Source organism: Thioalkalivibrio paradoxus ARh 1, assembly GCF_000227685.2.
GTDB classification, from domain to species: domain Bacteria; phylum Pseudomonadota; class Gammaproteobacteria; order Ectothiorhodospirales; family Ectothiorhodospiraceae; genus Thioalkalivibrio; species Thioalkalivibrio paradoxus.
The window spans coordinates 2,673,945-2,696,223 of sequence record NZ_CP007029.1; the positions used below are offsets into that span (position 1 = coordinate 2,673,945).

At 65.3% G+C, this 22,279-nt stretch carries 14 protein-coding genes; 4 read left to right on the forward strand and 10 right to left on the reverse strand.

Annotation, left to right across the window (positions count from 1 at the left end; translation table 11 throughout):
• Nucleotides 1-219: 219 nt before the first annotated feature.
• Nucleotides 220-2,247, reverse strand: coding sequence for a CocE/NonD family hydrolase (locus tag THITH_RS12050; protein WP_006748386.1), 2,028 nt, complete (start codon nt 2,245-2,247; stop codon nt 220-222).
• Nucleotides 2,244-3,590, reverse strand: coding sequence for an ATP-grasp domain-containing protein (locus tag THITH_RS12055; protein WP_006748387.1), 1,347 nt, complete (start codon nt 3,588-3,590; stop codon nt 2,244-2,246). Before THITH_RS12055 ends, THITH_RS12050 begins: the two co-directional genes overlap by 4 nt.
• A gap of 382 nt (nt 3,591-3,972) precedes the next feature.
• Between THITH_RS12055 and THITH_RS12060 the strand changes: the two genes are divergently transcribed.
• Nucleotides 3,973-4,446, forward strand: a complete 474-nt coding sequence (locus tag THITH_RS12060) for a hypothetical protein (protein WP_006748388.1) — start codon at nt 3,973-3,975, stop codon at nt 4,444-4,446.
• 211 nt (nt 4,447-4,657) lie between these two features.
• Here THITH_RS12060 and THITH_RS12065 read toward each other — a convergent pair whose 3' ends face one another.
• The 5 genes from THITH_RS12065 to THITH_RS12085 all read right to left on the reverse strand — a co-directional run bounded on the left by THITH_RS12065 (nt 4,658) and on the right by THITH_RS12085 (nt 10,119).
• Nucleotides 4,658-5,119, reverse strand: a complete 462-nt coding sequence (locus tag THITH_RS12065; protein ID WP_006748389.1) for an RT0821/Lpp0805 family surface protein — start codon at nt 5,117-5,119, stop codon at nt 4,658-4,660.
• A gap of 249 nt (nt 5,120-5,368) precedes the next feature.
• A complete protein-coding gene (locus tag THITH_RS12070; protein WP_025367534.1) occupies nt 5,369-6,553 on the reverse strand; it encodes a hypothetical protein in 1,185 nt (394 codons plus the stop codon).
• Nucleotides 6,554-6,910: 357 nt separating this feature from the next.
• Complete coding sequence (locus THITH_RS12075) at nt 6,911-8,191, reverse strand: FAD-dependent oxidoreductase (RefSeq protein ID WP_006748391.1); 1,281 nt, start codon at nt 8,189-8,191, stop codon at nt 6,911-6,913.
• Nucleotides 8,192-8,314: 123 nt separating this feature from the next.
• A complete protein-coding gene (gene mtnC / locus THITH_RS12080) occupies nt 8,315-8,995 on the reverse strand; it encodes an acireductone synthase (protein WP_156925526.1) in 681 nt (226 codons plus the stop codon).
• Nucleotides 8,996-9,267: 272 nt separating this feature from the next.
• Complete coding sequence (locus THITH_RS12085) at nt 9,268-10,119, reverse strand: DUF2189 domain-containing protein (RefSeq protein ID WP_006748393.1); 852 nt, start codon at nt 10,117-10,119, stop codon at nt 9,268-9,270.
• Nucleotides 10,120-10,585: 466 nt separating this feature from the next.
• On the opposite strand from THITH_RS12085, the gene THITH_RS17160 reads away from it, so the two are divergent.
• Together THITH_RS17160 and THITH_RS12100 are read left to right on the forward strand one after the other, a co-directional pair.
• Nucleotides 10,586-13,861 (forward strand): glycosyltransferase, encoded by a 3,276-nt coding sequence (locus tag THITH_RS17160; RefSeq protein WP_006748394.1) that lies wholly within the window; start codon nt 10,586-10,588, stop codon nt 13,859-13,861.
• Complete coding sequence (locus THITH_RS12100; protein WP_006748395.1) at nt 13,858-14,103, forward strand: hypothetical protein; 246 nt, start codon at nt 13,858-13,860, stop codon at nt 14,101-14,103. Before THITH_RS17160 ends, THITH_RS12100 begins: the two co-directional genes overlap by 4 nt.
• Before the next feature lie 49 nt (nt 14,104-14,152).
• On the opposite strand, the gene THITH_RS12105 is transcribed toward THITH_RS12100, so the two are convergent.
• Together THITH_RS12105 and THITH_RS12110 are read right to left on the reverse strand one after the other, a co-directional pair.
• Nucleotides 14,153-16,036 carry a hypothetical protein gene (locus tag THITH_RS12105; RefSeq protein ID WP_006748396.1) on the reverse strand — a complete coding sequence of 628 codons (1,884 nt, stop codon included), beginning with the start codon at nt 16,034-16,036 and terminating at the stop codon, nt 14,153-14,155.
• Nucleotides 16,033-17,367 carry a glycosyltransferase gene (locus tag THITH_RS12110; protein WP_084222664.1) on the reverse strand — a complete coding sequence of 445 codons (1,335 nt, stop codon included), beginning with the start codon at nt 17,365-17,367 and terminating at the stop codon, nt 16,033-16,035. The genes THITH_RS12105 and THITH_RS12110 overlap by 4 nt, the downstream gene beginning before the upstream one ends.
• Before the next feature lie 429 nt (nt 17,368-17,796).
• Between THITH_RS12110 and THITH_RS17165 the strand changes: the two genes are divergently transcribed.
• Entirely contained in the window at nt 17,797-21,354 is a 3,558-nt protein-coding gene (locus tag THITH_RS17165) for a glycosyltransferase (RefSeq protein ID WP_198019444.1), read from the forward strand.
• 40 nt (nt 21,355-21,394) lie between these two features.
• Here THITH_RS17165 and THITH_RS12120 read toward each other — a convergent pair whose 3' ends face one another.
• A complete protein-coding gene (locus tag THITH_RS12120; protein WP_006748399.1) occupies nt 21,395-22,189 on the reverse strand; it encodes a class I SAM-dependent methyltransferase in 795 nt (264 codons plus the stop codon).
• Nucleotides 22,190-22,279 lie beyond the last annotated feature (90 nt).

Genomic DNA, 22,279 nt, shown 5'->3' on the forward strand with positions numbered 1-22,279 from the left:
GATGATGAAAGACGCGTAGGGCGGAAAAGGCCGAAGGCCGTCATCCGCCAGCTGGCGCTGGGGCGCCCCCGGGCTCCTGGGCGGCATGAACGCCGTGTGGCGGATGACGCTGCGCCATTCCGCCCTACGAGACTGCCGCTGGGGCGAACGGCCGCACGCTAACTGCCGCGCCGAAACGCGAACCGATGCCCCGCTAGCAGCCCCAAGTCCGACAGGCTGCTAGACCAGATCGCGGGGTATCCGGACGTCCCAGTTGCGCGAGTAGACGCGGCGCTCGCCCTCGTAGGCGTCGAGCTGGGCATGCAACAGGAACTCGGTCGGCGTCGACGTGAGCACGGTGCGCGTCACGGTACGCACGGACCAGTCCCCACGCCGGAAACCGCGTTCCCAGAGGGTCTCGCCTCGCGTGGAGTTGACATCGTCGCCTTCGTAGCTGTACCACTCCAGCGCCTTGCGCTGCATCTGGAGACCCAGTGCCTCCAGGAGCACGGTTCCCTGGTCGTTCACTACCTCGAGCGTCGACCGGTCTTCCGCGAGATCACGGGTCACCCGCCAGTGGTGCGCCTGAGGCGTCAGCTGGCGAACCGGGGTCGATGCTGGGGCACCCTCGGGCTCCGGAAAAACGATCGCAGCGTCTTCTGCATCCCGCGGCGGACGCACCGGCAGCAGCAGACGACTGGCACCGGTGGTGACCCGCAGACAGACCGGCTGCGGAGCCGGCCAGGCCAGCGGCCAGTACGAAGTCGACAGCGAAAGCCGCAACCGGTGCCCCGCCGGAAAGCGCTGCGCCACGTCGTTGAACTTGATGCGCACCCGGTACACCCGGCCCGGCTCCAGCGGCGCCGGGGACTCTGAACTGTCGCGGTGGGTCAGATTGAGCAAACCGTAGGTGACGCGGGTCGCCTTGTCGTCGGAGGCCACATCGGACAGGCGCGCGGCGACCATGGCCACCGGCCGGTCCACGGTCAGCTGCAAGTCCAGCTTCGCGGCACCGAGGATTTCCAGCGGTTCGTCCAGCGGTGCGCTGGTGAAAACCATCGCGCCGCCGTCTTCCTCGCGCTGGTCGTGGGGCAGATCGGGGGTCGCGGCATACGAGCACCATTTGCCCGCGAACAGGCCGACGCTGAGCGGGGAACGCAGCGTCATCACGCGCTCCGTGACTGCCTCGGACTCCGGCTCCAGGGTGCCCGGCCAGGCCAGCGTGAAGAACTCCCGGTGCACCTGTGGCGATGGCCATCCAGGCTCACCGACCCACCAGCCCGGGCGCTCGTCGTAATACGTCGTCGGAGGCACGCTGTCCTGCATCCATGCGCGCAGCATCGGCTCGTTCATGATCCCGGTCTCGCGCCCCTTCAGCCAGCGATCCCACCAGCGCAGGCACTCCTGCAGGAAACCGATGGCCGGCCCGGGAACGCCCTGGTGCGGATACTTGTGGCTCCAGGGGCCCACCAGCCCCAGCCGCGGCACCTGCAGATTCGCCAACAACCGGAATACCGCGTTGGAATAGCCGTCGGCCCAGCCGCTGACCGCCATCACCGGGCACTGTACCGCGGACCAGTCCTCGCAGATCGAGCCATGCCGCCAGTAGTCGTCGCGCCGCTGGTGGCGCAGCCACTGCTCCAGCCAGAAGCCGCTGCCCTCGAGGCGCTGGAACCAGAGGTCGCGCCATTGCGGACCGACGATTTCGGGGTCCGGAGGCAGCGAGTTGTACGCGAACATCGTCGAGGCCCAGGAGAGATTGTCCCCGAGCAGACAGCCGCCCATGTGATGTACGTCGTCGGCGTAGCGGTCGTCGGTGGAACAGACGCTGACCACCGCCTTGAGTGCCGGCGGGCGCATCGCGGCGATCTGCAGGCCGTTGAATCCGCCCCAGGAGATCCCGATCATCCCGACGCCCCCGCTGCACCACGGCTGCTCGCTGATCCAGCGGATCACCTCGACGCCGTCGTCGAGTTCCTGCTGCAGATACTCGTCCTGCAGCACGCCCTCCGAGTCACCGCTGCCCCGTAGGTCCACGCGCACGCAGGCGTAGCCGTGGCCGGCGAAATAGCGGTGGATCCCATCGTCGCGCATGCGCGTGGAATCGCGCCGCCGATAAGGAATGTACTCCAGGATCGCCGGCACCGGGTGCTTCGGAGCATCGGCCGGATGCCAGATCCGGGCGGCCAGCCGCACACCGTCGGACATCGGGATCCAGACATGCTCCAGTTCCCGAACCTGAACCGGAAGATCGGCGACCACCCTCATGCGTTTTCTCCCACCTTCGTACCGGCCTCGGATTCATTCACCCCGGCGAACTGCAGCGGCAGCTGGGCGAGCACTTGCTGGTAGATCTGCTCCAGTGCCGCATGGCTTTCGGCGCCCACGAAGACCACGGCCACCTCGTAGCTGTAGCTGTCCTGGAAGCGCAGTTCGGCAAGCTGCATCCCCTCGGTCACCTCGATCTCGATCACCACACCGGGGAACGCCGACTCGATGGCCTCGATCTCGGCCTCGGTGGGGACACGCACCACCCGTGCATCCTCGTAGCGCCGCAGCATGAACTTCGCGGCACAGGCGAAACGGCCCTGCCGGCTCGGCATCCGCGGGCGCCGGCCGAGCCCCAGGTCGATCATGACCTGGTGGTGGTAACAGCCGTCGACCATCTGAAACAGCGGCGCATGCGATTTGGAGATCCGGCAATTGATCTCCAGAAGCCAGATCCGGTCACGATCCTCGTCCCAGTAGAACTCGATATTGAACGGCGCATCGTCGTAGCCGACCTGCCGGATCACCCGAGCCGCAATCTCGCCCATATGCCGCTGCACTGGCTCGGGCAGCGTCGACGGATACTCGTAGCGCGAGAACGACGACCCCGCCCGGCCCTCACGCAGGGAGTCGACCGTACCGTAGATCTGCACGTCGCCGTGCCAGGAATAGCCCTCCAGCGTGCACTGCCGGCCGGTCGAGATCAGCGACTCGGCGATGCAGTGGTTGCCATCGATCGATCGAATCTCGGGCGGCAGCGTCGCGTGGTCGAGCAGCTCGTTGAAGGGGTCGCCGAAGCGGCGGATCCCGGACCGAATGCGTGCGATCGCAGCGCGGAACTCATCGGCATCGCGGACCAGGAAACCGAGGTGCGAGAGCACCGACTTCACGGGTTTGATCCAGAAAGGAAAATCCAGCGTCACCTGGGAGAGCGGCTGGGGCGCAAACGGATCCACAGCACAGAAGGCCGGGATATGTTCGGGCACCACCCGCGCCTGTTCCAGGCGGCTCCAGTACTTGTGTTCGCACTTCAGCACCGACTCCAGCGTGGGGCCGGGCAGCCCGACTTCGGCGCGCAGGATCGGCAGCACGGTGCTGACCGGGAAATCCCAGTAGCCGACCACCGCGCCCACCCGGCCGGGGAACTCCTGCAGGCGGCGACGGCCCCGATCCAGGAGCTCCCGGACCGGGAACCGCTCGCCGCACTTGAGCTGCCGATGCGTGAACAGTGGATGGAACGCGTACTCGTTGGCACCGGGAAGGCTGCACAACTGCGCCAGGTGGAACGCGTCGAGACCCACCACGAAGATGTGGAGCGGGTCGGGACTGTCGGAAACGGGCATCGCAATTCACCCTGGTTCACCGGTAGCTTCAGGACAGCCGCCGGCTCCGCGAGTGACCCGGGATTGAGCGGAGCCGCGCGCTCTCGTTCTTGACTGCATACACCTTTAAAGTGTAGTGGATTCTTCAGGTCCCAGCCGCCGGACAGCCGGGCGTCTCCCGCCATCCGACCCGTTCTGCCCAAGGGTGTCTGGCACGCTAGGGAAAACCGCCGCGACCCCGGATTTCGGTGACAGGCATCGTGTGCTTCATCCGAGCGCCCCCCAGCCACGCCAGCTCCCGGCCCCATCGAACCAACCCGCGCCGACGCGGTCTTCTGCTGAGAGCCGATCCCCGGCCGTCTGCCGGACGTTCCTCCCCCATTCCATCGAAACGGAAAGGCCTGTGACCGAACCCACGATTCAGCGCGGCACCCTCTGGTTCTGGATGATTCTCAGCCTCGGGGTCGCCGTCGCGATCATCACACTCGGGCTGGGCCTCGAGCCTCATGGCGCGGCAGTACTGCGGGCACCACTCAGTGCGCCGGCGGCCGGTGCCTTCGGCTTCGGGATGCTGATGGTCTGGGCCGCCTACGCCTACGCGCTCTCGGCCGGGCGCGCCGCCGGTTCGCAAGAGATCGCACTGGCCACGCTGAACCTCGGCCTGCCGCTGGCGCTGATGCTGCTGTGGCTGGGCGGGCTGCATGCGCTGAGCATTTTCGCGGCTGCCGCGTGGGCGGCGAGCCTCCTGGCGCTGGGGATTCGGCTGGTCCAGCGGGAACCGCTCGCGGGCCTGATGATGTTGCCCATCTTTGGCGCCAGCCTGACCGCGACCCTGCTGTCGTTGACGCTCTGGCTGATGCCGGCAGCGCCCCACTGATCCCGCGGCAACCGTTGCGGATCCTGCTACAGATCCATCACCCGCACGAGCTCCGGACGCACGTCGCACCAGCCCAGGCAGTCGTCCTCGAGGTACCGTTCCTGGCGCTGAGCGAAGCGCGCCTCGCGTTTCCTGTCATCCGCGGCAGACGGTGTTCAGCGAAGGAACCAGCGTGGTCACGACCCGGCTCCCTGGCTGCGGGGCTGCCGCTTCACTCAAGCACGCGCCAGCTACCATCGGGCTGGCGGCAGGCGGTGCCGTAGACCTGTTCGACACGCCCGCCGATCATCGCATCGACCGTGTATTCCCGACACGGACCCGTAGCGGCTTCAAAGGTCCGCGTAGGGGTGACCTGGTACTGAACCCCCGAGTCCGGGTTGACCCAGGCGGTCGATACGCCCGTGCGGACGCTTTCCAGTGTCTGCGCGGTCCTGAGCCGGTCCATATCATCCATGGTCCGGCCGACCGCGCCACCGATGGCCGCGCCCGCCAGCGTACCTGCAATGATCGCCGCGTCGCGCCCAGTGCCCGCACCGATTTGTCGGCCGAGCACACCACCCAACACACCGCCGATCACCATACCCACCTGTTCCTGAGGCACCTGATACGTGGCGCAGCCGGGCAAGGCGACACCCGCGGCCAACAGAAGGGAGGCGAAAATCTTGCCTTGCATCGAACGACCTCCATCGACGGAACCAATGTCTGCCTCAAGGGGTTATAGATCACAACCACGCGACGTGCCCGCGCCCGCGGCGGCCATGTCGACCTGCGCCCCGCTCGGGAGACGGGTGCGCGACGCGGCATCGCCCGCCTCGGCTACGCGCCTCGCTGCCCGGCATCGGGACATGGCCAACTCGGGCAGTGAGCGCGAGCTGGAACCGACATGCGGCCCACGGTCGATCCGAACGAGCCGGCAATCAGGTCAGGAAGGCGGTATCGTCCCTCGGCCCCGACTCCGGTCGAGGAAAATCGCGAACGCCGCCCCCTGGAGCATGAATAGCGGCAGCGCATATTTTTCCCAGGGCATGTAGCTGAACGGCATCACGATCAGGAAGGCCGCAATGGCCATCCAGATGAACCGTTCGCTGTCAGGCATCTGCCGCAGCTCGATGCCCCTCGAGCTGATCAGCCGCGCGAGCGCCCCTCCGTTGAATGCGGCAAGCAACGGGAACAGCACGAGGGCCCCGAGTCCTCCGGGAAGCAGGAAGTCGATCGCTCGGTGCAGGAAGCCCACGGTCACGATGTCGCCCATCCGCTGCACCTCGGAAACCTGCACCGGAAACGCAACAACCACGAGCATGAAGGCCACGGACGTTCCCAGCATCGGCCAGGTTCGGCGCGACCACACCAGCAGCACCAGAGGTGCAAGGTAGAGGGCTGGTGCCGCGAGGTACAAGCTGAGCGTGTTCGGATAGAACCGTAGCGCTTCGCTCGCATAGATGTCCCGCATCGCGTTAGCTGGCGCAAGACCGCCCCACAACAGCATCAGCAGGCCCAGCGGGACCATGCCGAGCACCGCCGGAATCGCGAGATCCCGAATGCCCTCCCTGCGGCTGGATGACAGGATGGCGACAACCACCAGCGCCACAGGCAGGAACACGAGGTATTGCCGGGAACAGGTCGCGACCACAATGCCGACCGTGGTCAATACCGGCCAGCGCCGGCTCACGCCGAGCGCAGCGAAGCTCAGGCCCAACAGCGCCAGCATGTCGGTAAAGACGAACACCGACAGCCCCACGAAGTACGGGTTGAGCACCACCGTGGCGAGGGCCAGGAACACGAAGACCGCGGAGCGTACCTGGTCGCGCAGAAAGGCGTACCAGGCCAGGGCGGTCACGGCCGCGACGATCGGCGACAAGAGCCGGAGTTCCGCTGTTCCGAATCCAGCGAGATGGCCCCAGGCCGCATACACGAGATACGTGAGAGGCCCGGTCATCTCGGGGTAGGATCGCAGCAACTCCCAGGTGATCCCCTCGCCGAACAAGCGAACCGTTTCGAGAAAGTGCTCCTCGTCGCCCCAGGGCGGATGGTTGCGCAGTGCGGCCCAAAGGAGCATCGGAGCAGCCACAAGGGCAAGCTGGACCGCCTGTACGGTGCGCTGCGACAACGTTCATTCTCCCTCGTTACCCGTCCGACGCGGCGCAGCCGCCCCCGGAACCGCGCGGCATCGACCGTCCGTGGCGCAAAGCCTGGTCACTGGACCGAGCGCCACCGGGATCCAGTGGCCGACCCGAACCACGATACTCGCGGCCAGCATCCGCTCCTGACTGACACCGAACGGAGTCAGCACCAACACGCAAATTGCCTGAAACGGATCCACGAAGCCCGGAACGCTCGGCAGTGACACGGTGATGGATGTGGCCCAGGGCTGCCCCTGCAGCAGGGTCTCCCGGAGGGATCCCAGGTCCACTGCCCAGGCCACGTAACGTGACCGTTACCGGGGCGAGCAGGGCTGCCAGGCGCTTCATATGCGCAGCTGTGCCCCGGGGTAGAGTGTCCGCACCATCTCGATCGCGGACTCCAGGTCCTCATCGACCTCGATGTGGCGGAATTCCGCGTTGCGTCCCACGCGATGCAGGTTCCCGTACCGGCTGAAGGCCGCCTCGGCCTGTGTCTTCGCGACTTCGAACCCTCGGTCGTAGACCGGATAGCCGAAGCTCTCCGGCAGCACGAGTACGTCGTCGACCTCGGATCGGTCCAGCAGGCGGTAGCGCTCCAGGGCCGCCAGCACGTCCTCGACGGGCCGGGATGTGTCGGCGGTCACCTCGGCGCACAACACCGTGCCGTCCCCACCGGAGGATGGATCATGGAAGTTGCGGAATTCGGCCATGCGGTTGATCACCACATCGGCATCGCCGAAATACACCCACTGATAGGGCATGACCCGCGGCCGCTTCACGTACAGGTAGACCAGCTGGATGTGACGGAAGCGCAGCGGAATCTCCTCCCCCAGCATGCGACCAAGCACACTCGCAGGGAGGGTGCTGAACACGCGGTCGCATTCGAATCGATGCATGGCCCCCGCCCGCCGGTAGACCACAGCCGTCACCCGATTCCCGGTGCGCTCGATACCGGTGACGCCAGCTTCCAACCTGACGTCACCGTGGATCCGCGCATGCATTGCTTCGGCGATGCGCCCGTAGCCACCTTCTGCCGGGTAATGAAAGGTGCTGAAGAAGGTCTTGGATCTGCGGCGGATGGCATCGAGAAGCCCCGAGGAGCGCAGCTTTTCCCGGCCCCAGGCCACCGATATCCGGCTCGGGGGAACACCGAACATCTTGCGCGTATAGGGCTCGAAGAAGACGTCGTACAGTCCTCTGCCGTAGCGGTTCAGGGCCAGTGACTCGAACGAGTCCTCGGGCAGGTTGGGACGCGTCAGGTAGCCCCACAACAGCCGGGCACCCGTACGCCGGTCGAACCGCAACAACAGTTCGATCGGGTTGATCGGATCCTGGACCACCCTGTCTCGCATCAAGATCCGGCTGTTGCGGCGATGCTCGCGCAACGGAACCAGCGCCCCGATCATGCCGATCAGCTCTCGATCCCGGGTATACAGCCGATGAGGGGCAATGTCGCAGGGTATGCCATGCCATTCGAACGTTCGGGCCAGCCCACCGATGCGATCCGTCGCCTCGAACAGGGTGACCCGCTTGCCGATTTTCGAGAGCAACCAGCCAAGGCTGAGACCCGAGATCCCTGCGCCAAGGATCGCAATCCGCTCGTCGTTACCGTTGTCTTGTGCCATGGAGGGTCGTTGATCTTTCCTGCAGAGCGTAACGGCGGGCGCTCGATCCACCCCTTACCCCTCGGACCGCATGCTCCTGCTCGCTGCCACGGTCCAACCGGATTCGACTTCGGGGCGCGCTCGTCAAAGTGGGATCTGGTCGAAGCGCGCAGCGCGCCGATGGGCCGCAGCCAGCGCCGGCGCTCCCGAGCGCACCAGCCAGACCGTCTGGTAACCGGCGTCGCGGGCGGCATCGAGTTCCTGTCGAACGTCCGACAGGAACAGGATACGCTGCGGCCGGGTGCCAATGGCCTCGGCGATGCGCCGGTACGATGCTGTGTCGCGCTTGTGCCCAACACGGGTGTCGAAATAGCCCGAGACCAGCGGGCCGAGGTCACCGTCCACGGTATGACCGTAAATCAGGCGCTGCGCGAGGACCGAGCCGGAGGAGTAAATGTAGAGCCGGACCCCGCGCGCATGCCAGGCGCGCAAGGCCGGCAGCACGTCCGGGTACAGGTGGCTGACCAGGTCGCCGCGGCGATAGCCCTCCTCCCAGATCAGCCCCTGCAGGGTCTTCAGCGGCGTGACTTTGCGATCGGCATCCATCCAGGCACAGAGACAGGTCACTACCGCCTCGTCGTTCCACACGTTCGCGATCTGGCGGACTTCGTCCATGATCGCCGCGACCTCGGGTTCGCCGCGCCGGCGCCGGATGAAGTCCGGCATCCGCGCGCGGGCATAGGGATACAGGGTTTGGGTCACGAACTCGATGGCCGTGGTGGTTCCCTCGATGTCCATCACCACGCAGTCGACAGGTTTGAGCACGTTGGACCCCGGTTCGTGTGGTATTCCGGTTCGTGTGGCTTTGACGATCATCCCGATATGCGCGCAGCAGGTCGGGTTGTTGCATTTTGAATCCGATCGCGTCGGGCCTGCGCCCAGCAAGAACCGAACGGCACCGGCGGCGAAGTATATCGTCATCCGATGTCGAAAACCGGTGCGGGCATCACGACCGTATCATCAGAGCACCGGGCGGTGCCGCCGCATCGCCCCGTACTCCGTTGGCGGCGCTTCGCCTCGTGCCACTCGCGGGCCGCCTAGTCTGGTGCTTGTGTTCCCCTATCGGCCACCACGAGATCGCGGTATCCGTGCCACATTGCGAACCCGAGCCATGGGAAAACGACGATCAGCGCGATCAGGGCTGTGAGCACCGAGAGGCCAAACAATGTGGTAACCAGTGCGGCCCAAACCAGCATCGCGACACGATTCCGTGCAAATGCCTTCAGACTGATCGCGATCGCACCGACCAGCCCCATGCGGCGATCCAGCATCGCGGGCACCGTGACGACGCCCACTGCGAAAGCGACCAGCGCCAGTACGCCTCCGGCAACGACCACGCCAACCAGGGAAAGGACTCCCTGCGTGGTCCCCAGCATCACTTCGAACAGCTCTCCCAGGCTGGCCGGCATACCGAGGTTGCCGACGTTCATCACCCCGATCCAGAGGGTCATGAACCCTGCCCAAACGATGAACAGGCCGGCGAGAAGCGCGGCAAACAACCACAACGATCCGCCAAGCGCCGGGATCGCGGCCAGGCATTGGCCGATACCCAGCCCGTGACGGTCTCCCTGTTCCAGACGGCGGGCGAGCTCGTTCACTCCCACGGCCAGTGCCGGCCCCACCAGCAGAAACCCGGAGATTGCCGCCATTGCCACCCAGGGCTGGTCCCAGGTGTACCAGAGGATCGCCAGCCCAACGATCGACACCAACACGCCGTGCAGCAAGGATGCGGGAGCCCGCCAGATGTCTCGCCACCCGGCTGCCAGCCATCGCAACGGATGCCCTGCCGAAATCTGGCGAACAGGCGGAGTGCCGTTGTCCAAGGTCTGGCGCGGCCGGATTTCACCGGGGTCTCCCGGGTAGCGTCGCTTCATCAGATCGTCCACCATGGCAGCCCCTCGCGCTCAAACGTGATCGAGGAATGATTCTCGTCTGAAACTAGCAGATCACGCGGTGGTTTTCAGAGCTTGACAGAGATTCTCGGCACGTCTGATGGCGGGTGTTGTGGCCCGGCCGATTCGCCACCACAGCGCCCGCGGAAACCCATGAGACGTCCGCATGCAGCGTTCCCCTGGGCTCATCGACCGCGGCGCGCGCGATTCTCACAGCCTGCCTACGCGTTTCCCGGACGCCGCGCCACCGCGTCGTGCTTGCGATCCGATGCGACCGCTCGTTCGGCACACCAGCGGTTGCGTACGCATCGGCGTCCTCGCGTTCCGGCATCGCGCCGGCTCTGCGGGCGTGCGATCCGAAGGGCTCGATGAAAGCCGGCACCAGGGCTGACCGGTCGCCGGCCCGGCCGGCGTTTATACTGGACACCGATTCTGATGACCCTCGGCTGCCCCCTCCACACCCATGACAACGCCCCGATTCAGTGTGCTGCTCCCGGTATTCAATCATGCCCGCTACGTGGGGCAGGCCATCGACAGCGTCCTGCAGCAGACGACATCGGACCTCGAACTGCTGATCGTCGACGATGCGTCGTCCGATAGCAGCTGGGACGTCGTCAACGGATTTCAGGATCCAAGGATTCGTGCGGCCCGGCACGAACGCAACCAGGGGGCACACGCGACCCTGAACGAATTGCTGCGCCTGGCCAGGGGACAATGGATCGCGATCCTCAACTCTGACGATCTCTTTCACCCGCAGCGTCTCGAGGTCTGCGGCGAACGGCTCGAGGCGTCTGGGGCGGACCTGGTCGGCAGCGACATTACGTTGATCGATGCCCACGGCCAGCCCGTCGCCGGGCATTGGTGGGTGGACGCATTCGCCAGGCTCAAGGACTGCCTCACCACAACGGGCGACTGGACCGCCACGCTGCTCGAAGGCAACGTCTTCATGAGCACTTCGAACTTCGTGTTTACGCGCTCGCTGGCGCTGGATCTGCAGGGCTTTCGGGACTTCTCGTACGTGCTCGACTACGACTTCCTGCTGCGCGCATTGCTGCTGGGCAGGCGGCTCGATTGGGTCGCATCCCCCCTGCTTTCCTACCGGCTTCACGGCGACAACACCATCGGCGGTGATCCGATGCGTGCCAACCTGGAATGTGCCCGTCTGCTCCGTGAGCTGTCGCCTGACCTGATCGCGGGTGACGATGCGGTCCGGGCGCTGCGGCTCGAACACCTGGTCTCGCAGTGGCAGCGCGTCGAGCGCTACATCGGCGAGATTGCCGCAGCGCAACGTCATGAAGCGCTGGTCGCCAAGGAAAACGAGCTGATCCCGTTGATTCGGGACCGCGATGACTGGATTGCGCAACGGGACCAGTGGATCGCCGAGCGCGAAGGCTGGATCGCCGAGCGTGACGTCTGGATCCAGGACCGGGATCGCTGGATCGAGGAACGCGACGCGAAAATCGTCGAACAGCATCTTCGGATCGACGCCCTGCGCCTGCAGCGCACGCGCAGGATCGAAGAGGCAGAGGCACTGAGGGCCGAAGTCGCTCGCCTGAACAGAAACCCGGTATTGCGGCTGGCCCGCGCCGCGGCTGCCCCGTTCCGCTGGGTACGCCGTCATTGGCCCGCGGTGCGCGCAGGCCAGGGGCCGCTGATCAAGGTCCGTGGATTCCCCGAGTTGCGCGGCTATATCGCCCCCCGCCTCACCCGCGTGAGCTGCGTCTCCTTCGATGTCTTCGATACCCTTCTCGCTCGCTGCATCGAGCCGCCCGAGGACCTGCACCGGAGAGTGGCCACCCTGCTGGCCCGGCAGGTCGAGGGTGTGACCGTCGCCACTGTTCTGGCAGCCCGCGCAGCCGTCGAGCATCGCCTGAGACAACAGGCGTCACAGGATGGACTCGACCACGAGTGCCATTACGATCCCCTGATCGAAGGCTGGATCACTGACCTGGCAGGCCATGCCGACCCCGACCTGATCGAACTCGTCCAGCGTACCGAACGCGAACTGGAAATCCTGGCGCTTGCCGCGAAGCCGGGCGCCCGGGACACACTGGAGTGGTTGCGCCGGAGCGGCGTGCGTGTGATCGCGGTGTCGGACATGTACTTGAGCCACGATCACCTCGTCGAATTGCTCGAACACTGTGGTCTCGGCTCGTACATCGATCGCGTTTATGTTTCATCGGAATTCGGTCTCGGGAAATACACCGGACGCCTGCATCGCAAGGTGCTCGAGGTCGAGGGGCTGGCGCCGCAGGACATCATCCACGTGGGCGACAACCTGATCTCGGACATGAACGTGCCAACCCAGCTCGGGATGACTGGCGTCTTCCTGGACGAGCGCGAGGAGCGCCTGCGCCGCCGGCGTCAGACGTTGTCGAGCGAGATGGCATGTCGCGGAGGCATATGGCCAGGGCGCAGGCTGTTCGAGATCGTCGAATTCCGGATGGGCCAATGCCCGGCTTACCAGCAGGCCCGCCATGACTCCTATTTCGAGTACGGTGCCCACATCCTCGGCCCCGCCTTCGGCACCTTTTTCCTCGGCCTTGCCCGGCAAATCGAGAAGATTCGCCCCGAGCGCATCTACTTTCTGGCCCGCGACGGCTTCCTGTTCCAGCGCATGTACGAGCGATGGCGGGAACTGGAGACACGCGACACGGAGGCCTGGCCCGAACCGACGTACCTGTACGCTTCCCGCCGGGTCGTCGCGACTGCCTCGGTGGCCGATGGGCTGACACCAGAACAGGCGATCGTCGCATTCTACAACCCGAAACAGCAGGGCCTGCAGTCGTTGTTCAAGACTTTCGGCCTCCCTCCGGAGGAGTTTGCCGGCACGGCGGTTCGGCACGGCTTCGTCGAGCTCGACGAGCCCCTCGAGGACTGGCATGACCCCCGACTGTTGTCCTTCCTCGAAGACCGCGAGGTGCAGGATCGCATCCGGACCCACGGGATCCGGGCCCGCGACCGGCTACAGCGATATTTCGCCGAGCACGGGTTCTTCGACTCGACACGGGTGGCTCTCGTCGACATCGGCTGGAATGGCACGATCCAGAAGTTCCTCGAGGACAGTTTCTCGAGCCGGCCCGATTTTCCCGAACTCCACGGATGGTACTTCGCGTTCGTCGGGCAGATGCATGGCGATTTCGGTGCCGGCGAGAGGATACAGGGGATCATGTTCGATCAGCGCCGCAACGACCCCTACGAACGCGCCGTCATGGAATTCGAGGAACTGTTCGAGCAGGGCGCGCGCTCCGCCGAGGGGACGACACTCGGCTACCAAAGCGACGGAGAAGGCCGCGTGCACCCGGTCCTGAAGGAAGACTCGGCACCCGACCGGCAGGACGAGATCTCCTGCAACCCGCTGATCGAACGATTCCAGCAAGGGGTCCTGACCCACCTGGAGCATTTTCACGCCGCCTGGCGGCTGACCGGGTATGACTTCGACCAGATCAGGCCCTACACGCTGGCGCTGGTCGAACGCGCGGTCATTCACCCAACCCGAGAAGAGGTGGCATTGATCAGCCGGCTCGCGCATACGGAAGACTTCGGACACGATGCCTTGCTCGCGCTGGGTCCGGGCACCGTACGCCGCCGCGATCTGCTACGACCTCGGGCGCTGGTCGACAAACTCAGACGCATGGCCTGGCCGCAAGGCGCGATGGCCAGCCAGAGGGTCCCGCTTGCGAACCTGGCACTCCGGGGCCTGCAATTTCTCAGGATTCGACGGCGAATAGCGCAATGATCGACAACCCAAGGCCGCAGCAATCGTACCGCTACAGGAAAACCGGGCTGGTACTCTCGGTGTGGCGACTCAGCCTGCTGAGCCTCCCGTTTCGCGCACTCCCGGCGCCGCGAGTCCCTGGATTTCAGCCGGGCCTTCGCAACATCGTCGTCTACGAACTGCGGCGCCTCTGGCACCGCATCTTCGAGTCCGACCGACTGCTCTACACCCTGCAACGATTACGCCGCTTCGGCCGACGCTGAGCCGCACACCGTGACCCGGGCAGTCTTGATTCCGAAGCCGCTCCGGAACCTAGTCGAACAGCCGCGCCAGCCGCACGCCGAGTCGGCGCTGCTTGAAGATCAGATACATTCCGACGCGCGAATACACCATCGCGTGCACGACACGCGCCAACCATCCCTGCGGCCCCGGGGTCGCTCTCACGTACGCTGAACGCCAGAACGAGTTCCGGTAACCGGCGAGCGTGAATGAATCGCGCCTGAGAATGTCCCCGTACTTGCTACCGCCGAAACCCTCGGCGTGTCCCATCCCTTCGAATGCCGTAATCACGACTGCGTCGGGTCGCGCGAGTATCCGGTCGATCAGGCGATCCAGCGAGCGCGCGGCCCAATCCCCTTCTGCCGGCAGAAACGGGGCTACTCTTGCAAAGTCGTCCAGGAACTGGCGGCAACCGCGTGCGATTTCGTGCCGGGCGAGGACCTGGGAGCGAGGCTCGTCATCGACGTAGTCGAATGCAAAGCCGCCGCCCGAACGCCGGATACGCTTCACACTGTGGATGGGCTCGGTAAACAGGAATTCGAACACGGGGAGCGACTGAAACACGCGCGCAAGGCGCTGGAGAGGCAGACAGTCGTCAAAATAATAGCCCGCCCGATTGTTCCGGGGCACGATGTGGCCAAAGTAATAGCCATGGATCCTGCAACGGTCACCCACCAGCGCCTCCAGGGACTCCTGCAGGGTGCCGCGCCACCCGAGATCGACCAGTGCAACGTCTCCCTGGAACCCCTCCCGGGCAAGATACTCCAGCAGGATGTCGGCCTCCTCCTGCGCACACTGGCCAAAGTTCAGTCGTTCCAGCGCTTTCATGAAGACGCCGGCATGCTCGGAGGGGCGCATCCCAAGCAACTCCTGCGGCGGCTGGAGATCCAGCCGCTCGAAGAACTCCCTCGCCGACACGCGGCCTTCGAACAGCCGTTCCGGATCCTTCTGGCGAGCAAACATGGGCACGTAAAGGGCGCGTCGGGACAAACGCAGGTAGCGGCTCTCGGTCGCTCCCCCCATCCGCTCGAACGCCTCCTTGATCAGGTACGTGTCCCGCGCGCAAAAGAACACCTTGCGCAGACCCTGCCGTTCCGTTTCAGCTTTCAAGTAACGGGCGAAGGCAACGGACACGGGGCCAACCAGGGAATACCCCAGCATCGCCAGCGTGCTGTCTTCCAGCCCTCGCGGCGCAAAGTACTCCAGGAGGCTGACCGAGGTATCGCGCATGCAACGGCCCGGTACCCGGCGTGTCCGGATTCCCAGATCCTCGGGCACCCGCCCGTCGGAAACCGCATTGTCGCCGCAGTGCTCGATCTCGGCGAATTTCAGACCGTAATGTTGAGCCACATACCGGTAGAGCGCTCCGCTGCGCTTGGTCAGGCCAAGATCCGACGACGCGAACAGCGGCAAGTCTCGACCCACGATCCCGCGGACGATCCGCTTCAGAAAAGCGACCGGCAAGTACATGTCGGTGATCACACAGCAGGAATGCCCTGCGTCGAGCCGCTGCAGCAGCACTGCGACATTCTCGGGGATCGGCGCCAGCAACGCCTGTTCCAGACGCAGTTCGCGACGCGCCACCTGCGCCGGATTCCGAATCCACCATGCGAGCACACGATAGATATCCCAGACCGTGATGTCTTCGCGGTCTGAAAACCGCCTCGCGATCCGTTCCGCGAGGATCCGCCAGCGGCGAAAGCCCAGTAGTCGCATACCGGGCAGGCGATAGGAAACGACTCCCGAGCGTTCCACCAGGTCGAACACGTGGTAGGGGCGTTTGAGCGGGCGTCCGACTAACGTGTCGAACAAGTCGAAGCTATACAGGCGAATCCCTTCCGGGGCCGGAGCTTGCATATCGTGGTCGAGGCCGCCGCTCGCTGCGGGTGGCACCACATCCGGTCCCAGGTCGTTCAACGTCGATCCGCCAGACCGGCGATCAGCCTTCGCAACCCCCGCAACGCGGTCGCAGCTTTCCGGCCCGCATGGCCCACGATGCCGCTGCCGAAGGTATTGGCGTGGTGCACGGCAAGCCCGCCCACGGCATCAGAACCCCGCCCCTCGCCGTGCGCGCACAGAGCCGCACCGAAGTCGCGTGCGCTGGCTGCGTGTGCGCTCGCCCTCGCGACCAGTTCGACCAGGTGTTCGTCGGACCATTGGTGCCGCGCCCAACGCACGAACGGCAACAGTTGCGACCGGATCTCCGCTGCTTCCGGAAGCTCCGCTGCATGACCAAAGCCGCCACCGTGACCCACGCGATAACATGCGGTCGTGCGATCCACGTGCACAAACGGCCCGAGGCGCGCCGCCTGTAGCCAGAAAGCCCAATCCTCGTAGGCATCGAGATCAGGGAAGCGGCAATGACCGCCGTCAATCAAATGGCGTCGGAACAGGACCGAGTGAATGGGCATGAAATTCTCGTAGGCCAGGCGTAGCGAATCGAACGGATGGGCAAAGATGTCGACGGTATCCCAGTGGTCGCCGTTACGGCGAACCACCTCGACATTGCTGTAGGCGGCCGGCACTTCGGGCCGCGCATCGAGCACCGGGACCAGGGCCCCCAAGTGATCCGGGAGAAACCAGTCATCGTCATCGAGCAGGCAGAGGTATTCGCCGCTGGCTGCATCCAGTCCCGCATTCGCGGCACCAGCCCGCCCAAGGTGCCGGGCTGGCACGAGGTAATGATATTGGAGACCCGCTTGCCGGGCATGGCGTTGGACCAACGCCTCGACGTCCTGGCCGCCGTCGTTCACGACGATCAGCTCGATATCCCGAACGCCCTGCCGGCCTACCGAACGGAGCGCGTCAGACAGCATCTCCGGACGATTTCGGGTACGGACAACAACCGTCACCCGCGGGAATTGCGACATCAGTGCCAGCCTCGATGGATTGCCGTGGACCCTTACGCAGCCGCAGCGAGCCGCGTGGATCGGCAACGAGCAGGCACTGCGCCTCACATTATCGCGCCCGCCGCCGTTCGACCCAACTACCCGCACTATCGAACCCTGCGAGCGACGGGGCTGGAGCATGCGCGCGTTCGGTTCCCGGGGCGTGCAATGCCCCCAGAACGGCGCCGGCGTACTCCCGTTCCGCACAGGCGTCCAGCACCGGTCGTGTCCCGCGCCTGTCACCGCCACAGGGTACCGACCAAGCCGCGGGCGTCGGCAACATAGCGCCCGCCCGACCGGGATGCAATGCGCCGGGATTCCGCCACGGTTCAACTGTCCGGCGATACTCGGCCGCACCATCACGATGCACACGGATCGTCAGGCACGGGAATGCCGGCGCGTGACCGCAACGCAAGCCTGATATCCGGCCACATGCCAGACCCGCGGCCACCGGCCGGCGCGCCTTCCATGCAAGGGACGCTGTACAATGCCTAGCCTTTCGCAGTCCGCAACTCCGCGCAACACCGCCGAATCGATACAAGAATCATGGATATGACGCCAGCCTACCTGCCGCATGGAACCGTTCTGGCCGTGGCTGGCCGCCTGGATGCCGCCTGGCTGGGCAGTGGCGCCGCCTTGCTGGAGCGACTTCACGCAGGAGAACCAGCACTGGTCTGGGCAGAACCTGTGCCCGCCGAGTTCGAAGAACGGTTGCGGAACCTTGGGGTGATACTGCTGCACCCTGACGTAGCGATATTGGAGGACACGGCCCAAGGGCGAAGCCTGGCGTTGAACTGGCTCGCAGACCTCCTGCAGGAGCACGACGCCGCGCGCATCCACCTGTGCCCGGACGCCCCACTGGCCATGCGCGCCTCGGTGATCGAGGCCGCGCGCAGGGCGCGAACCGGCCTATGGCTCTGTTCTGGGACCACACCCCTGGCGACTGTCACGCATGGTCTCGGCGATCCGTCGCTGCTGCAGCGCAAGCGGGAAATCGCCTCCATCCTGCCTGCAGGCGAGCGAGAAAGGATCGAGGCCCTGCAACGCTTTTATGGAATCGAGCTCGCCCTGGACACCGCGGAGGGCTACCATCAACTGGACAGCGAGGCCCTGCACCAGCGTTCCGCGGAAACGTGGCTACCACCTCCAACCGGTGCGGGTCGCGAAGGATCCTGGCCGCTGGTCAGCGTGATCATCCGGAGCATGGACCGCCGGTCGCTCGGGGATGCACTCGACTCGGTCGCATGCCAGACCTACCCCCGGATAGAAGCGGTGGTGGTGAACGCGAAAGGGGGCGAGCATTCCCACCCCAGTTCGAAGCGCCCGGACCTCTCGGTCCGCCTGATCAACGATGGTGGCCGTTCGCTGCCCCGTGCCGCGGCCGCCAACACCGGCCTGGAAGCGGCCCAGGGCCGGTTTGCGCTGTTCCTGGACGACGATGACCTGCTCTACCCTTCCCATCTCGAAACGCTGTACCGGGCATTGAACGCGTCGCCGGGAAGTGTCGCAGCCTACTCGGGCATTCGGGTCGAACACTATGACCCGGCCGGCCAGGTAATCCAGGTAGCGGAGCTGAACGAAACCTTCGACCGGCGTCGCCTGCTGATTCAGAACTTTCTGCCGATCCATGCCGTGCTGTTCGACCGCGAGCAGGTTGCCGCTGCCGGTTGCCGGTTCGATGAAGCCCTCGGCGTATACGAGGACTGGGACTTCTGGCTGCAGATCAGCGCTCTCTCCGAATTCGCACATATGCCCGAAGTCACTGCGGTTTACCGAAACTTTGGTGGTTCGGGCCTCGGGCTGGAAATCCGGGAAGTCTCGGCGACCCAAAACCGCGACCGGCTGCGCAAGAAATGGCGAACGGCAGGCGGCGAACTCCTGGACGCGGCGCTGGATTATGCGGCCGATGAGAACAACCCGTGGATCCGAACCTGGCGCCAGCAGTGCCAATCGCAGCAAGAGGAGCAACGCCAGCGCCTTGCCGCAGCCGAGCAACGCATTCAGACGTTGCAGACCCGCCCGGACCAGATCGAGGCAATCAAATTCAAGGAAACCGTCAGGCTACATCAGGATGCGGCGGCCGCCGCGCGGGCAGAGATCACCGTACTCGAGAACCACCTGCGGTACATCCGCGAGAGCACCTCGTGGCGCATCACGCGCCCGTTGCGAATCCTGCGCATCTTGACCCGCGAATCGGGCAAGGTCGGCCGCGGCATCCTGCAACTCGCGCGCGACCATGGCGGCTGGGGAGCGCTCGCGTCCCGCGCGACCCGTTCCTTCCGGCGGTACGGCGTGCGGGTGACCCTGGGACGGGCACTGACGCATCTGGGTGTCGCCCAGCGCTTTGCCCAAGCCGACGGTGCGCTTGGCCACACCCAGTTCGCGGCACACATCGAACATGCACCTCCTCCGCCGATCGCCCCGCTGGTGCTGGAGCATGCACCGGTGGACATCATCGTATGCGTGCACAATGCGCTCGAGGACGTGCAGCGCTGCCTGGGGTCGGTTGTCAGCCATACGTCCCCACCATACCGTCTGATCCTCGTCGACGACGGCAGCGAAGCAGCGACACGCGACTATTTGTCCGAGTTCGCGCAGCGGCACGATTGCCTACGGCTGCGCAACGAGGCGGCGAAGGGCTACACGCTCGCCGCGAACATGGGGCTGCGCGCAAGCTCCGCGCCCTACGTGGTGCTGCTGAACAGCGATACCGTGGTTTCAAGCGAATGGCTGCCCCGCCTGCTGCGCTGCGCCGACAGCGATCCCGCGATCGCGATGGCCGGCCCTCTCAGCAACACCGCCTCCTGGCAGTCGATCCCGCGCGTGGAAGAAGCGGGCGACTGGGCCACGAACCCGCTGCCGCAAGGCTGGGATGCGTCGGACATGGCGCAGGCAGTGGCTGGGTGCGGAGCGCCGGTATTTCCCCGCCTCCCGTTCCTGAACGGATTCTGCCTGCTGATCAAGCGCGAGGTGATCGAGCAATTCGGAGTCTTCGACGAGGAGAACTTCGCCCGCGGATACGGAGAGGAAAACGACTACAGCCTGCGCCTGTACGAGGGGGGGTGGTCGCTCGCGGTTGCCGACGACGTGTACGTTTTCCATGCCCAGTCGCGGAGTTATTCCAACGAGCGGCGCAAGCGCCTCGGTGAACTGGCGGCCCAGGCACTGGCGCGCAAGCACGGCCAGGCGTTGATCGACCGGTTGGCGATGCGCTGCCGGCACAGCCGCGTAATGGCAGGCATCCGGGCCCGCAGCACGGTCTGCCCCGACCGGATTCGCCTGCGCCGGGAAGGCCGCGAGCGATTCGCTGGCAAGCGCGTCCTGTTCCTGCTGCCCGCCGCCGATGCCGGCGGCGGCGCGAACATCATCGTCAGCGAGGCACAGCGGATGCTGGACATGGGGGTGGATGCCGCAATCGCGAATCTCGCCGCCAACCGTCAGGACTTCGAACGCGCATACCAGGGGCTCCGGCTGCCGGTGCACTACTTTCGGAGACCCGAGGAACTCGAAACTCTCGCGCATGGCTTCGACGCAGTGGTGGCCTCCATCTATTACACCGTTGCGTGGCTGCGCCCCCTGTCCGGCCGCGGCCCCGTGCTCGGCTATTACGTGCAGGACTTCGAACCGCACTGGTTCTCCGCTGGATCGCGTGAGCATCGCGAGGCGATGGATTCGTACACCCTGCTGCCCGGGCTGCGCCCGTTCTGCAAGACCGAATGGAACCGCAGCGAAGTGCAGCAGCACACTGGCGCCGAGTGTCGCGTTCTGGGCCCCAGCGTCGAGGTGGATCTTTTCCGGCCACGTCACGAACGCGTGGACGGGCGCATCGTGATCGCGGGGATGGTGCGCCCCTATTCCAGTTACCGGTCACCGGCAATGACGATGCGCATCCTCAACCAGATCAAGTCCGCACACCCCGACGAGGTCGAGATCGTGACCTTCGGGGTCGACGAGTTCGATCCTTCGTTCCAGAATCTGCGCCCAACGGCCCCCACTCAGCACCTGGGACGACTCGGCTCGCCGGAGCTGGCAACGGTATTCGACCAGGTCGACATCTTCGTCGACTTCTCCACCTACCAGGCGATGGGCCTCACGGCGATGGAGGCGATGGCCTGCGGCGCAGCCGTGATCGTTCCGGCCGCCGGCGGCACCACCGATTTTGCGCGGCACGAACACAACGCCCTGGTCGTCGACACCCGCGACGAAGCCCAGTGCCAGTCGGCGCTGGAGCGACTCGTCCGCGATGCCACGCTCCGCCAGCGGCTCGGACAACAGGCCCTGACCGACATCCAGCAATTTCACCCGGAAGGCGCGGCACTGCGAATGCTTTCGGCACTGTTCGATTGAGACCTGCGGGAACGGCCGGATGCGGCATCCGAGATGCGGCTCAAGCCGGAGGCTTGCGGATCAGCATTCGCACAACGCCGGGAGCAGGGTAGTATCGGTGGACGACGACTGGGGGGCGGTCGCCCATGCTCCGCAGACAGGAACGGACCCAACGGGTACTCACCGGCTGCAGCCCGGTCTCCAGAATGACCCGGTAGCCGTGCCGCATCCGTTCCGGCAACGGTGACGCGCGCGACGACAAGAAGCGCAGCATCCAGGCCCTGAAGCCTCTCGGAAGATATTCAACCGACGGCAGGTTGGTGTGCAGTTCCTTCCAGTGATAACGGGTCGGGAACTCCAGGAAGAAGAACCCGCCAGGCCTCAGGATTCTGAAATGCTCGCGAAGATAGTCAGCGGGTGAACGGGTGTGCTCGATGATGTGCCCCGAGAGAACCATGGAGAACGCATCGTCCGGGTAGGGAAGGCGTTCGCCGTCGTAGAGGTCGAAGCGGAAACCGGCATTCCCCCGCAGGCGCTCGCGCGCAATGTCGATGTAGATGGGTTCGACCTCGGTCCCGGCAACGCTCCGGAAACCGTATTCGCGGGCCACGATGGCTTCGGATCCCACGGCGCAGCCGGAGATCAGGATCGCGTCCCGAGCGGCATCATCAATGCGCTGCGCGAAAAAGTCGAACCGGCTGACAAACCCGCCACGCAGGTTGAAAAGCTCGTCGACGTTGCGGTCCGGTTCCGGCTGGCCGATGCCGACAAGGTAATCGCGGAGTCGCTGCCGCAGGAGTTCCTCCCCCTGAAGCCGCAGGAGTTCCCCCCCCTGAACCGGTGCCGATGACTGCATCTCGCCCCCCACAGGCGCTGTTCCCTCGATGGGCGCGTCGGAACAGCGTCTGCGAACCGCTCCCGCACGATGAATCGCCAGAGGTCCCCG